Here is a 14212-nt window from a genome sequence, read left to right as displayed (position 1 = left end):
AGTTTAGCTCAGACCCTATAAACACTCTCGAAAATCTTATTGCAAAAAACAAATCAAAAAGCTTTTCAATCTATTTGATTTTAATTTTAACCGTTCTGATTTTCTTGGGATTATTGCCTTTAATTAAAATTGACATCAGTAGTCAGAGCCGAGGTATTATTAGAAGTAAGATAGATAATGTTCCTGTTGCAACAATTGTAAGTGGCAGGATAAATTGGATAGCATTAAAAAATAATGCTTTTGTAAAAAAAGGAGATACACTTTTAAAGATCTCTACAGAAAATTTGGAAAGCGATAAAAGAACTCAAGATACGTTGTCAAGTTCTGTTTTGCTATTGTTAAGTGATGTTTCAAATCTTTTACAAAATAAGCCATCAAAATTGCAGACATCCACAGCGCGTGAAGATTTATTTAAATTTCAATCTGCAAAAAATGAACTGCAAAGCAAAATCTCTCACGCTCAGTTAAATTATGACCGAAATAAGATTTTGTTCGATAAAGATATTATAGCAAAAGCAGATTTTGAAAAATATGAATATGAGTTGCGCTTAGCCAAACAAGCATTGCAAAGTTTTATAAGTCAGCAAAAATCAACATGGGAAAATCAGAAGAGAGATTTAGAAGAACGATTAAAAAATCTTAATGGAACTGTTGCAAAAATAAACGTTGAGGCGAATAATTATTTTGTTTTGGCTCCTATTTCGGGAACTATAGAAAACTTTTCAGGGATTCAAAAAGGTTCTTTTGTAAACGTATCGCAATCTATTGCAACAATTTCTTCTCCAGACCATCTTATTGTTGAGAATAATGTTTCTCCAAACGATATTGGTTTGATTATGAAAAATCAAAAAGTAAAAATTCAATTAGATGCTTTCAATTATAACCAATGGGGTTTATTAGAAGGGAAAGTAATTGACATTGACCAAAATATAACAACACAGGGAGAGCAGGTTTTTTTTAAAGTTCGCTGTGTATTAGATTCTAAAACTTTGCACCTAAAATCGGGTTACAAGACTGATGTTTCAAAAGGAATGACCTTAACCACAAGATATATAATTACGCGCCGAAGTTTATTCGATTTGCTATTTGACAAAATAGACAATTGGCTAAACCCGAAACAATTATCAGCTAAAAAATAAATGGCTTCAATAAAAATAAAACAACATGATATTAAAGATTGTGGTGCTGCTTGTCTGGCATCTATTGGAAACCATTTCAAAGTTAATCTTCCCATAGCGAGAATTCGTCAATATGCCAATACTGATAAACGAGGCACTAATGTTCTTGGGATAATTGAAGCTGCCGAGAAAATGGGTTTTACAGCAAAAGGAGTAAAAGGAGGTTTAGATTCTTTAGATAAAATTCCGCTTCCAGCTATTGCCCATATTCTTGTAAAAGAACAATTACAACATTATGTAGTTATTTACAAAGTTGAAAAATCTACAATTACAGTTATGGATCCAGGTTTTGGTAAAATGGGAACATATACTTTTGATGAATTTCAAAAAATCTGGACAGGCGTTTTAATTCTTTTTGCACCAAATGATGATTTTAAAACATTAAATGAAAAAACGTCACCTATAAAACGGTTTTGGAATCTAATTCAGCCACACAAAACGATCTTAATTCAAGCATTAATTGGTGCTATAGTATTTACGATTTTAGGATTGGCAATGTCTATTTATATTCAAAAAATAACAGATTATGTTTTAGTTGATGGCAATAGAAATCTTCTTAATTTATTAAGTGTCTCCATGATCGCTATTATTTTGCTTCAAGCTTATATTGGGTCAAAGAAGAGTATTTTTGTGATGAAGACAGGCCAGTTAATCGATGCTAAATTAATCTTAGGGTATTATAAACATTTGCTTCATCTGCCACAGCGGTTTTTTGATACCATGCAAATAGGAGAAATCACCTCTAGAATAAATGATGCTGTAAAAATACGATCCTTTATAAATGAAACCGCAATCGAAATGATTGTAAATATTTTTATCGTCGTCTTTTCATTTGCATTAATGTTTACCTATTATTGGAAATTGGCTTTGGCTATTATTCTAGTTATTCCGTTTTATGCTTTTGTTTATTTTCTACTCAATAAATTCAACAAAAAGGTTGAAAGAAGCATAATGGAGAATGCTGCAGAATTACAAACGCAATTAGTTGAAAGCATTACGCATGCTAGAACTATCAAAGAATTTGGGATAGAAGAATTTTCAAATTTAAAAACGGAAAACAGGTTTGTAAAACTATTGTTCATAACTTATAAATCTGGTCTAAATGGCATTTTTGCTGGAACTTCGACACAATTTTTAGCCTCTGTATTTACTGTAATTTTAATGTGGATTGGTTCAGGTTATGTAATCGATAGAGCAATTACTCCTGGAGAATTGTTTTCATTTTATGCTCTGATAGGATATTTTACTTCTCCTGTAGCTTCTTTAATAAACATGAATAAAACAGCTCAAAATGCATTAATTGCTGCTGACAGGCTTTTTGAAATCATGGACTTGGAAAGAGAAGAAACAGAAAACAAGATTGAATTATCAAAAGAAAATTTGGGAGATATAAAATTTGAAAGTGTCTCTTTTCGATATGGATCTCGTGTGGAAGTTTTTAAAAATTTTAATGCCATATTCAAGAAAAACCAAACAACAGCGATTTTAGGTGAAAGTGGTAGCGGAAAAACAACTTTAATTTCGCTGTTGCAAAACCTTTATCCAATAAAAGAAGGTAAAATTAATATTGGAGATTTTGATCTTCAACATGTTCATTATAAGAGTTTAAGAGAAATTGTTGGTGTTATTCCCCAACAGCTTAATTTGTTTTCTGGAAATATTATAGAAAACATTGCTTTAGGGGAATCTTTTCCTAATATTCAGAGAATTTTAGAGCTTTCAAAACAACTTGGGATTCATGAGTTTGTTGAAAAACTGCCAAACGGATTTGAAACACAAATTGGAGAAAATGGTGCAATGCTTTCTGGAGGTCAAAAACAGAGAATCGCAATTGCCAGAGCATTGTATAAAAATCCAGAAATTTTATTAATGGATGAAGCAACAGCATCATTAGATACTCAATCAGAAAAAATTGTGAAAGATGCTATCGATAATTTTAAATCTTCAGGAAAGACTATAATTATTATTGCACATCGTTTGAGCACAATAGCGAATGCAGATACTATATTAGTTATGAAAAATGGTTCAATTGTGGAGTCTGGAAATCATTTTGATTTGTTAGAACAGAAAACAGAGTATTATAATTTATGGAATAAGCAGAATTTGGTTTAAATGTTTGTTAATTAATAAACATTTCAATATCTCATTTTAACAAGATACTGTAACTTTACTTTTTCAACATTATTTATACTAATAGGTAGTATAAAACCATTAAAAGTTACAATTATGGCTTCAAGATTATTTTCTCCTTTAACTATAAAAAACATTACCCTAAAAAATAGAATTGCTATTTCTCCAATGTGTCAATATTCTGCCGAAGACGGTTTTGCAAACAATTGGCATTTGGTTCATTTAGGAAGTCGCGCAACGGGCGGCGCCGGACTAATTATTCAGGAAGCGACTGCAGTTTCTCCAGAAGCTAGAATTTCTCCTTCCGATCTTGGAATTTGGAAAGACGAACATATCGAAAAACTAAAAGAAATCAACCAATTTATTGTTTCTCAAAATTCAATTCCAGGAATTCAGTTGGCACACGCCGGAAGAAAAGCCAGTGTATCTTCTCCTTGGGAGGGAAATAAAAAATTAGATTTCGCTCAAGGCGGATGGCAGACGGTTGCGCCAAATGCAATTCCGTATCACGATAATGAGCCTTTTCTTCCAGAGGCTTTAGATAAAAACGGAATTCAAAAAGTAATTTCAGATTTTAAAACAGCAACAAAAAGAGTAGTCGAAGCGGGATATCAGGTTTTAGAAATCCATGCGGCACACGGTTATTTATTGCATCAATTTCTTTCTCCATTAACAAATGTAAGAACAGATGAATATGGAGGAAGTTTCGAAAATAGAATTCGTTTTACTTTAGAAATTCTAGAAGCCGTTCAAACAGAATGGCCTTCAGATTTGCCTTTGTTTGTTAGAATCTCAGCAACAGATTGGGCAGAAAACGGTTGGAACCCAGAAGAATCTGTACAGCTTTCTAAAATATTGAAAGAAAAAGGAGTAGATTTAATCGACGTTTCATCAGGCGGATTGGTTTCGCATCAAAAAATTACGCTTGGACCTGGTTATCAAGTTCCTTTTGCAGAAAAAGTAAAAAAAGAAGCAGGAATTTCAACAGGAGCAGTCGGATTAATTACCGAAGCCAAACAAGCAGAAGAAATTTTAAATAATGGTCAAGCCGATTTGATTTTGTTTGCCAGAGAATCTTTGAGAAATCCGAATTTGCCTTTAGATTTCGCAAAAGAATTAAACAGCGAAATTGAATGGCCAAAACAATACGAAAGAGCTAAACTTTAAATATTTTTATTAGCCACAGATTAAAAGGATTAAAATGATTTTTTTAAATGTTTTTTGCCACGAATTGCCCGAATTTTCACAAATTAAAATTTTATAGATACTGATTTGTGTTAATTTGTGTAATTGCTTCGCCTGTTCGCTATCGCTCGGGTCGTGGCAACTAAAAAAAAATCTGTTAAAATCCATTTAATCTGTAGCAAAAAAAACATAACAACATGCAAAAAATAAAAACAGCATTATTATCATACGGAATGTCGGGTAAAGTTTTTCACGCTCCGTTTTTAGATATTCACGAAGGATTTGAATTATTAGGTTCTTGGGAGAGAAGTAAAAAGTTAATTCAAGAAGATTATCCGTACGTAAAAAGTTATGCTTCTATAGACGAATTATTAAACGATGATGTCGATTTGGTAATTGTAAACACGCCAGTTGGAACGCATTACGAATATGCGAAAAAAGTACTTTTGGCAGGAAAACATGCCGTTGTAGAAAAAGCATTTACAACAACTGTTGATGAAGCAAAAGAATTGGCAAAAATTGCAAAAGACAAAGGATTAAAATTAGCCGTTTTTCAAAATAGAAGATGGGACAGCGATTTTAAAACCATTAAAAAAGTAATTGACGAAGGCGTTTTAGGAGATTTAGTTGAAGCAGAATTTCATTTCGACAGATACAATCCGTTATTGAGTCCTAAAGCACATAAAGAAACAGCGAATGATGGTGCAGGAGTTCTAAAAGATTTAGGTCCGCACATTATAGATCAAGCAGTTAGTTTATTTGGTTGTCCGAAAGCCGTTTTTGGAGATATTCGCGTAACCAGAGAAAATTCTGTGGTAGACGATTGGATTGATTTGACTTTGTTTTATTCTAATTTTAGAGTTAGGCTAAAAGCAGGATTTTTTGTTAGAGAAGCTAATCCGGCTTACGTGCTTCACGGAAAAAAAGGTTCATTTTTAAAACCGCGCGGAGATGTTCAAGAAGACGATTTAAAAGTAGGCAAGAAACCAAACCTAGAATCTTGGGGAACAGAAGATGAAAATCTGCAAGGGATTCTGCACACAGAAATTGACGGTAAAATTGTGAGAGAAAAAATTCCAACACTTCAAGGAAATTATTTTAGTTTCTTCGATGGCGTTTACGATTCGATTGCAAATCATAAAGAAGAACCAGTTACAGCACAAGACGGCGTAAAAGTAATGCAGGTTATAGAAGCCGCGATTGCAAGTAATGCACAGCAAAAAGTAATTAGTATATAATAATACATTCCATAGGAATGTTTCGTTGGTAGAAAAAGAATTTCCAAATCATATTTACGTTCCGTAGGAACGTTTGGTATGTCAGATTGTTAAAAAATAATATCAAAATCAAACGTTCCTACGGAACGTAAATAATGAATATAATTTTCTACCGACGAAATGTTCCTAAGGAACAAGAAATATAAATAAATGGAGTTTTCTCAAAAGTTGAGATTGCTCCTTTTTTTTGCACTTAAAAATTTTGCGACAAATTATACTCTCAATAAATCCGAAAAAATCGTAATTTTAATAAGAAGAAATTAACTGAAAACTTCTTAATTTATAAACAATAACGTTGTATATTGTGCATAACGTTAGACTTTATAGGCTTTGAAGCGTGTTTTTAGTATTTTTGAAAATATCATAAATAAAAAATAAATATGCTGATAAACATTAATCCATTATCGCTTTTTCAAACCAAAGGAAAAATCAAGAAAGTATTTAGAGAAGCAAAAGCTTCTTATTTAAATAGAATTCGATTTGCCGTTGGAATGTTTTATTTCGGAATGGGTTTAAGTTTTGCGACTTGGGCCAGCAGAATTCCAGATATTAAAACCGCTTTGCATTTAACAGAAGGCGATTTAGGTTCGATACTTTTTGCACTTCCAGTTGGGCAATTGATTATTATGCCTTTTTCTGGAAAAATGGTGACCAAATTTGGAAGTCATCGCATTTTAATTTTTTCTTTAATCATGTACGTTTTCTGCCTTATTAATTTAGGTTTAGCAACAACCGCATTACAATTATCTCTCGGATTATTCTTGTTTGGATTATTTGGAAACTTAGCCAATATAGCTGTAAATACACAGGGAGTTTATACCGAAGTTTTATTTAAAAGAACAATTATGTCGGCATTTCACGGAATGTGGAGCTTTGCAGGATTTACAGGCGCGTTGGTCGGTTTAGGAATGTTGGCTTTAAATTTAAGTCCGTTACATCATTTTATAATTGTAGCCGGAATTGTTTTATTGATGGTCGCATTTAATTTCAAATTTTTGGTTAGAGCCAAAGAAAAAAAGAAAGCCAAAGAAGAAGGAAAAAAACTATTTGTAAAACCAGATACTGCTTTGCTTTGGCTTGGTGTTATTGGGTTTTGCAGTATGGCGAGTGAAGGTGTAATGTTTGATTGGAGCGGAGTTTATTTTAAAGATATTGTAAAAGCACCAGGACCTTTGGTAGTTTTAGGATACACTTCTTTTATGATTATGATGGCAAGCGGAAGATTTCTTGGTGATGGCTTAATCAATAAATTTGGTCGCGAACGCGTTATGCAAATTAGCGGTGTTATGATATCGGCTGGACTTTTTACGGCTGTTTTTCTTCCTTATATTATTCCGTGTACAATAGCATTTATGTTTGTTGGTTTGGGCGTTGCAACAATTGTTCCTACCGTTTATAGTATTGCAGGGAAAAACCCGACGGTTCCTGCGGGCGAAGCTTTAACCATTGTTTCGAGCGTAAGTTTTCTTGGTTTTTTAATGGGACCGCCAGTTATAGGACATATTGCACAAAGTTTCGGATTACAATTTTCTTTCGCCTTTATCGGAATTTTTGGTGTTCTAATCGCTTTTATGGTTTCTAAGATTAGAACGTCGGCATAATTTTCATTTTCATTAAATTTTATTAAAACACAATAAATTTGTAAGAATTTATTTAAATTTAAATATTTTATCTATATTTGAATTTGAATGATACCACTTAGGTATTAAACTGCTCTTTTTTCCAAAAACCAATTTTATCTTTTGAATTAAGGATTGATTTCCTATAAATAATTTTAAAAGTAAATTGGATTTTTTAATGATAAAAAAATACATATTCTTCTTTATTGTATTGGTTTTTAATTTTGCTTCGGCGCAGCAGGAAATAACAGTCACAGGAATTGTTATCGATGCGCGAACGCAAAATCCACTAGAAAATGTAGTGGTGTTGATACAAAACACAGCTGTGATGCAGTTAACTTCGAAAACGGGAAAATTTGAACTGCATATATTTCCCAAAAAAGAACAATTACTTTTACTTCGAAGTCAGGGATACAAAGACTTTCTTTTAAAATTTCTATCTAATTCTGGAGAAAATATCAATCTCGGAATACTACAATTAGAAGATACTTATTCAGATGAAGTTCCTGCAGCATTGATCACATTATCAGACAGCGATTTTTCCGAAGATAATAGTTCGTCAGAAATGACTTCTGGACTTTTGCAATCTTCCAAAGATGCTTTTATGCAAGCGTCGGAATTTAATTGGGGACAAGCAAGATTTCGAGTTCGCGGTTTAGACAGTGAAAACGGAACGATGATGCTAAACGGAATGACGATGAATAAAATCTACGACGGCAGACCGCAATGGAATAATTGGGGAGGTTTGAATAATGTACTTCGCAATCAGGAATTTTCAATCGGAACTGCGGCTTCCAATTATACTTTTGGAGGAATTTTAGGAACACAGCAAATTTTTACTCGTGCTTCTTTATATAGAAAAGGAACTTCGCTCACTTTTTCAGGAAGTAATACAACTTACACTTGGCGCGGAATCGGGACGTACGCATCGGGTATGAATGCATCTGGCTGGGCGTATGTAATTTCTGCGGGAAAACGTTGGGCTGATGAAGGTTATTTTGAAGGAACAAATTTCAATGCCGATTCTTTTTTTCTTAGTGTTGAAAAGAAATTAAACAATAAACATTCGCTAAATTTTACTGGATTTTACACGCCAAATTCAAGAGGAAAAAATGCTGCCAATACAAATGAAGTTGTTGGTTTAATAGATGAAAAATACAATTCGTATTGGGGATTTCAAAACGGAAAAAAACGAAATGCAAGAGTAAAAAATGTCGAAGAACCACTTTTTATGCTCAGTCATTATTTTAAAATTGATGATAAAACGAATCTGAATTCAGGAGTTATGTATCAATTTGGAAAAGTGGGAAACAGCAATATCGATTACCAAAATGCCGACAGTCCAGATCCGGTTTATTATAAAAAAATGCCAAGTTATTTTAGTTCGCTTTACGCGAAAGATCAGGGCGAATTTTCAGGAGAATTTACGCCAGATTATGAAAATGCAGAAAAAAATAAAATAGCATTTTTAGCAAATCCGCAGATAGATTGGAATGCAATGTATTTGGCAAATCAGAAGCCAGGATTGAATGGTTACGAAGCTTCGCAAAGTCATTATGTTCTTTATGAAGAAAGAACTGATGATAAAACTTTAGCCATAAATTCAACTTTAAATACGCAGCTTACACCTAATATTTCTTTTGATGCAGGTTTCACTTTTAAGAAATTAAAGTCGCATAATTTTCAATATTTATTAGACCTTTTGGGAGGCTCATATTTTGAAGATATTGATGCATTTTATAAAGGAAATCTTGCCCAATCCGATTTGCAAAATCCAAATCGTAAAGTTAGAAAAGGAGATCTTTATGGTTATAATTACAATTTGCTGGCAAATACTTTAGATGTTTTTACACAGTTTAAATTTACTTACAACAAAACCGAGTTTTATCTGGCACAATCGTATTCAATGTCTGATTATCAAAGAGAGGGATTGTATCAAAACGGACTTTATCCAACCACTTCTTTAGGAAAAAGTGAAAAAGTAGATTTCGAGAATTTTGGCTTTAAAGGTGGACTTACATATAAAATTTCAGGTAAACAATTACTATTTTTTAACGCAGCACATTTAACCAGAGCACCTTCGCTTCGAAATATATTTTCAAATTCAAGATTAAATAATGCTGTAGTTAATGGAATAGAAAGTGAAAATATTAGCAGTATTGACGCTAATTATATGTATCGCTCTCCAAAACTGAAATTGCGCTTAACAGCTTATTATTCATTAATAAAAAACAGCACAAAAACCTCTTTCTTTTATGCTGAAGGAATTTTTGATAACGGAGCAGGTTACGATGCTACAGATGCATTTGTAAGTCAAACTTTAACACATTTAGACAAGAAAAATACAGGTGTAGAATTGAGTTTGGAATATCAGATTTCATCAACATTAAAAACTACTTTATGTGCAGCTTACGGAAAATATATTTACAGCAGTAATCCAAATGTCTCAATTACAAATGATGCTAATTTAGCGAAGGATGGAATGCAGACAACTTTTGATTTTGGAAGTGCATTACTTAAAAATTACAAACAGCCAGGAACTCCACAACAAGCATATTCAATTGGTTTAGAATATAGAGATCCCAAGTTTTGGTGGATCAGTGGTAACATAAATTATTTGGCAGAAAGTTATATTGATGTTTCTCCGATTTCTAGAACGCCTCAATTTTACATTAATCCAGCAAATAATTTTCCTTTTCCAGAAGCAACTTCCAAAAGAGGAAATGAATTATTAAAACAAGAAAAATTTGATCCCGTTTCATTATTAAATATAAGTGGTGGAAAGTCTTGGCGCATTCGCAAAAAATATATCGGACTTTTTGCCAGCGTTAATAATGTATTCAATTCTATATATAAAACTGGCGGATTTGAACAAGCAAGAAACGCAAACTTTAGAGCATTAAATCAAGATATTTCTGGCGGAACGCCATCATTTGGACCAAAATATTATTACGGTTACGGAAGAACTTATTTCTTAAATCTCACAATTGGTTTATAAATCAAATTTAGTTGTTATGAAAAACATATTTTTAAAATCACTTTTTGGATTATTATTTTTAATTATTTGCAGTTGCAGTAATGAAGTTGAAACCCCAAAATTAGAATGTACACAACCTGATTTTGAAGTAAATAAAACGGTCGAAAAAGTTTATGAACTTTCAGGAAATACGGCAAAACAATATTCATACGATGATATAATTGAAGCTTATGTAGTTTCAAGCGACGAAGGTGGAAATTTTTTTAAAAGTATTTCATTGCAAACAAAAAAGACTGAAAAAAATCCAGCAATTGGTTTCAGCGTTCCTATTGATGCTTCAAATACTTACATCGATTATCGTTTAGGAAACAAAGTGTATGTAAAACTTAAAAACCAATTTACAGATTTATATTATGGTGGTTTAAGAATTGGCAGTTTATATGTGAGTAATGTAGGAGATCCGACAATTGGCAGAATTTCTCAAAATGAATATAAAAATGTATTAAATGCTTCATGTACAATAATTGATGAAGGAGTATTAGTTGAATCAGTTTCTATCGAAGAAGCGCTAAATGATAATAAATTAAATACTTTAATAGAATTGAATGATGTCGAGTTTACAGAATCGGCTTTGGGACGTCATTATTTTGAAGAATCAAATAATGTTGGCGGATCGACAAATTGGAATCTGAGAGATAAGACAGGAAATCAAATTATTTTCAGAACGAGTGCTTATGCAAAATTTGCAGATCATTTTGTGCCTGAAGGAAGCGGGAAAGTACGAGGAATTTTAACCAAATTTGGAACAGATTATCAATTGATGGTTCGTTTTGAAAGTGATATTGAAATGAATGGAAAAAGAAATACTCCGTTTTTTGCAGAGGATTTTCAATCGGTTAAAAACAATGTCAATTTTGCACTTCCAGGTTGGAGCAATATTGTAGAAAAAGCAGCCAAATTATGGAAAAGTATGGTTTACGCTGGAAATGGTTATGCTGAATTTAATACTACAAGCACAACTGCTGCCGAAAATGTTGCTTGGCTCGTTTCTCCGAAAATTAATCTAACAGGTTATAAAAATGCAGTGCTTTCTTTTAGAAGTGCGCAACACGATTTAAAATTAGATTCTCCGCTAAATACTTTGGAAGTTTATGTTTCAACCAATTTTGATGGCTCAAGTGTTGCCAAAGCAAAATGGACAAAATTGGAAGCAAAAGTTCCAAATCTTTCGACTCCCGCACGCGAATTTATAAGTTCTGGTGGAATTGATCTTTCGGCATATTCGGGAAACATAAACATTGCGTTTAAATACATCGGATCAGGAAAAGACAAAACTTTAAACGGCGCTTTTATGGTAGACGATATTAAGATTTTTGGAGAAAAATAAAATGCGATTTGGGATTTAATAAATAATAAGTTGGTTTTTAGAGTTTTATTGAAAAGTTTGTAGTTTTTGTATTTCAAATTCCTGAAATCTAATTGAATTTTGTATTTTGGTCATCCCAAATCAATACAAATATCACATGAAAACCTACTTTATTGCCATCTTAATGATGGTTTTTCCATGCGTAATACATAGTCAGGACGCTCCAGTTCGACTTAAGCAAATCAACGTTGTAAAGACAAATTACCAAAATTCTAAAGACGGCGAAATTGTAAACAAAACGTTTGTATTTAAAGATGGTAAACTTCAAACAGTAACAACTTCAGATGTTGTACAACACTTCTTTTACAATAAAAACGGCTTGCTTGACATGACCGTAAAAGATAAAGTGGGAAGCGACTGGAAAGAAGTTGTAAATTATACATACAACGCTGATAACAACATTACAAAGTTTGTAAAAAAATATCAAGAAGGACCAAATTATATTACAAAGACCGTTTCTTTTTTTTATGAAGGTGCACGAATAAAAGTAACTACAAAAAAGAGCACTAATCACCAGAATTTGGTTGACGATATTGAATATCTTGTCGAAAACGGCTTAATCGTAAGACGTACTTCAAGAGATCGAAATAAGGCCATTATTGGAAAATTAGAATATGTTTATGTAAACGATAATGTATCAAAACATAAAGGGTTGGTTGGAGATAAAATTTCTAAAACATATACTTATGATGATAAAAAATCGGTAGATCAATTAATTGTTCAAAGTCTTTTTGGAGATAATTACAAAGTAATTGTTCCGATGATTTCGTATCACGAAGAAGAATTTCCGTTTGAATCAATTTCTTATAATAATGAAATGAATTTCAGCCCGTCTTCTACAGCATTAGTTGCAGTAAGCAGAAAGTATAAATACAATAAATTAAACTTTCCGATTTCTTGTTCTCAGATAGAAGAAAACGGAATTGTAAAAACGGAGAAAACCTTTATCTACGAATAAAAGTTTCTATAAAAAGACCATTCAGAGGTGGAATTTTGCTGAGGTAAAACTTGGCGGAGTTCCATTTTTTTATGATAATGATTTGGATATAAATTTAAAAACCAAATTGTGTAATTGATTGTAGCCGACAAATGATTAAATTTGCACCTTATTCAAGAATATGTTAGAAAAAGAAGTTATAAATTTTGAGAGAACGGTAATTGTTGGAATCGTTACTCAAAGTCAAAGTGAAGAGAAACTAAATGAATATTTAGACGAATTAGAGTTTCTGACTTTTACCGCTGGAGGTGAAGTGATAAAACGCTTTTCGCAAAAAATGGAACGCCCGAATCCGAAGACTTTTGTGGGTACGGGAAAAATTGACGACATCAATCTTTTTGTAAAAGAGAACAAAATATCGACTGTAATTTTTGATGATGAATTAACGCCTTCGCAACAAAAAAATATTTCAAGAATTATTGATTGCAAAATCCTAGATAGAACCAATTTGATTCTGGACATTTTCGCACAGCGAGCTGAAACATCTTATGCGAGAACTCAAGTAGAATTGGCGCAATGTCAATATTTGCTTCCAAGACTTTCTGGTTTATGGACGCACCTTGAGCGTCAAAAAGGAGGTATTGGTATGCGTGGACCTGGAGAAACTGAGATTGAAACCGATAGACGTATCGTGCGTGACAGAATTTCGTTATTGAAAGAGAAAATCAAAACTATCGATAAACAAATGGGTATTCAGAGAAGTAATCGCGGCGCAATGGTTCGTGTGGCTTTGGTTGGATATACCAATGTTGGAAAATCGACTTTGATGAATGCAATAGGTAAAAGTGATGTTTTTGTTGAGAATAAATTATTCGCAACTTTAGATACAACAGTTAGAAAAGTGGTTATCAAAAACCTGCCATTTTTACTTTCAGATACAGTTGGATTTATTAGAAAATTACCAACGCAATTGGTAGATTCTTTTAAAAGCACTTTGGATGAAGTTCGCGAAGCAGATTTGCTTTTGCATGTTGTAGATATTTCTCATCCCGATTTTGAAGATCATATTGAATCGGTTAACAAGATTTTGCAAGAAATCAAAAGTAATGATAAGCCAACGATTATGGTTTTTAACAAAATCGATACTTACAAACACTTGACAATTGATGAAGGCGATCTAATTACAGAAAGAACACGTAAACATTATACGCTTAACGAATGGAAACAAACGTGGATGAGTAATGTTGGAGAAGATAAAGCATTGTTTATTTCGGCGAGACAAAAAGAAAACTTCGAAGAATTTAGAGAAAGAGTTTATGAAGCTGTTCGACAAATTCATATTACGCGTTTTCCTTATAATAAATTCTTGTATCCTGATTATAAAGATGCAGTTGAAAAGGAAGAAGAGCAGGAATAAATTAATTTTAACGCAAAGAAAGCTAAGATTTTTATAAGAAGATCTTCTTAAAGTAAAAAGTTCGCA

At 32.5% G+C, this 14212-nt stretch carries 9 protein-coding genes; all 9 read left to right on the top strand.

Features of this window, described 5'->3' with window-relative positions; all coding sequences use genetic code 11:
• The first annotated feature begins 74 nt into the window (after positions 1 to 74).
• The 9 genes from P0R33_RS11960 to hflX all read left to right on the top strand — a co-directional run bounded on the left by P0R33_RS11960 (position 75) and on the right by hflX (position 14146).
• Positions 75 to 1139 (top strand): HlyD family efflux transporter periplasmic adaptor subunit, encoded by a 1065-nt coding sequence (locus P0R33_RS11960; RefSeq protein ID WP_276175649.1) that lies wholly within the window; start codon positions 75 to 77, stop codon positions 1137 to 1139.
• Positions 1140 to 3290 (top strand): peptidase domain-containing ABC transporter, encoded by a 2151-nt coding sequence (locus tag P0R33_RS11955; RefSeq protein WP_276175648.1) that lies wholly within the window; start codon positions 1140 to 1142, stop codon positions 3288 to 3290.
• A 114-nt stretch (positions 3291 to 3404) separates the two neighbouring features.
• The gene (locus P0R33_RS11950) at positions 3405 to 4475 is read left to right on the top strand and encodes an NADH:flavin oxidoreductase/NADH oxidase (protein ID WP_276175647.1); all 1071 of its coding nucleotides are present in this window, start codon (positions 3405 to 3407) and stop codon (positions 4473 to 4475) included.
• A 215-nt stretch (positions 4476 to 4690) separates the two neighbouring features.
• The gene (locus P0R33_RS11945; protein ID WP_276175646.1) at positions 4691 to 5731 is read left to right on the top strand and encodes a Gfo/Idh/MocA family oxidoreductase; all 1041 of its coding nucleotides are present in this window, start codon (positions 4691 to 4693) and stop codon (positions 5729 to 5731) included.
• Positions 5732 to 6150: 419 nt separating this feature from the next.
• Positions 6151 to 7371 carry an MFS transporter gene (locus P0R33_RS11940; RefSeq protein WP_276175645.1) on the top strand — a complete coding sequence of 407 codons (1221 nt, stop codon included), beginning with the start codon at positions 6151 to 6153 and terminating at the stop codon, positions 7369 to 7371.
• A gap of 196 nt (positions 7372 to 7567) precedes the next feature.
• Positions 7568 to 10387 carry a carboxypeptidase-like regulatory domain-containing protein gene (locus P0R33_RS11935; protein ID WP_276175644.1) on the top strand — a complete coding sequence of 940 codons (2820 nt, stop codon included), beginning with the start codon at positions 7568 to 7570 and terminating at the stop codon, positions 10385 to 10387.
• A 16-nt stretch (positions 10388 to 10403) separates the two neighbouring features.
• Positions 10404 to 11753 (top strand): DUF5689 domain-containing protein, encoded by a 1350-nt coding sequence (locus tag P0R33_RS11930; protein ID WP_276175643.1) that lies wholly within the window; start codon positions 10404 to 10406, stop codon positions 11751 to 11753.
• Between the two features lie 136 nt (positions 11754 to 11889).
• Positions 11890 to 12750, top strand: a complete 861-nt coding sequence (locus P0R33_RS11925) for a hypothetical protein (protein ID WP_276175642.1) — start codon at positions 11890 to 11892, stop codon at positions 12748 to 12750.
• Positions 12751 to 12910: 160 nt separating this feature from the next.
• Positions 12911 to 14146, top strand: coding sequence for a GTPase HflX (hflX, locus tag P0R33_RS11920; protein ID WP_276175641.1), 1236 nt, complete (start codon positions 12911 to 12913; stop codon positions 14144 to 14146).
• Positions 14147 to 14212 lie beyond the last annotated feature (66 nt).

It is taken from the genome of Flavobacterium sp. YJ01 (genome assembly GCF_029320955.1).
GTDB lineage: Bacteria > Bacteroidota > Bacteroidia > Flavobacteriales > Flavobacteriaceae > Flavobacterium.
This window is presented reverse-complemented; position numbering and strand designations above follow the sequence as displayed.

Bases quoted from the DNA above. Each gene is read 5' to 3' on its own strand.
- P0R33_RS11930 (WP_276175643.1), top strand. From the start codon at position 10,404: ATGAAAAACATATTTTTAAAATCACTTTTTGGATTATTATTTTTAATT.
- P0R33_RS11950 (WP_276175647.1), top strand. From the start codon at position 3,405: ATGGCTTCAAGATTATTTTCTCCTTTAACTATAAAAAACATTACCCTA.
- hflX (WP_276175641.1), top strand. From the start codon at position 12,911: ATGTTAGAAAAAGAAGTTATAAATTTTGAGAGAACGGTAATTGTTGGA.
- P0R33_RS11940 (WP_276175645.1), top strand. From the start codon at position 6,151: ATGCTGATAAACATTAATCCATTATCGCTTTTTCAAACCAAAGGAAAA.
- P0R33_RS11935 (WP_276175644.1), top strand. From the start codon at position 7,568: ATGATAAAAAAATACATATTCTTCTTTATTGTATTGGTTTTTAATTTT.
- P0R33_RS11945 (WP_276175646.1), top strand. From the start codon at position 4,691: ATGCAAAAAATAAAAACAGCATTATTATCATACGGAATGTCGGGTAAA.
- P0R33_RS11925 (WP_276175642.1), top strand. From the start codon at position 11,890: ATGAAAACCTACTTTATTGCCATCTTAATGATGGTTTTTCCATGCGTA.
- P0R33_RS11955 (WP_276175648.1), top strand. From the start codon at position 1,140: ATGGCTTCAATAAAAATAAAACAACATGATATTAAAGATTGTGGTGCT.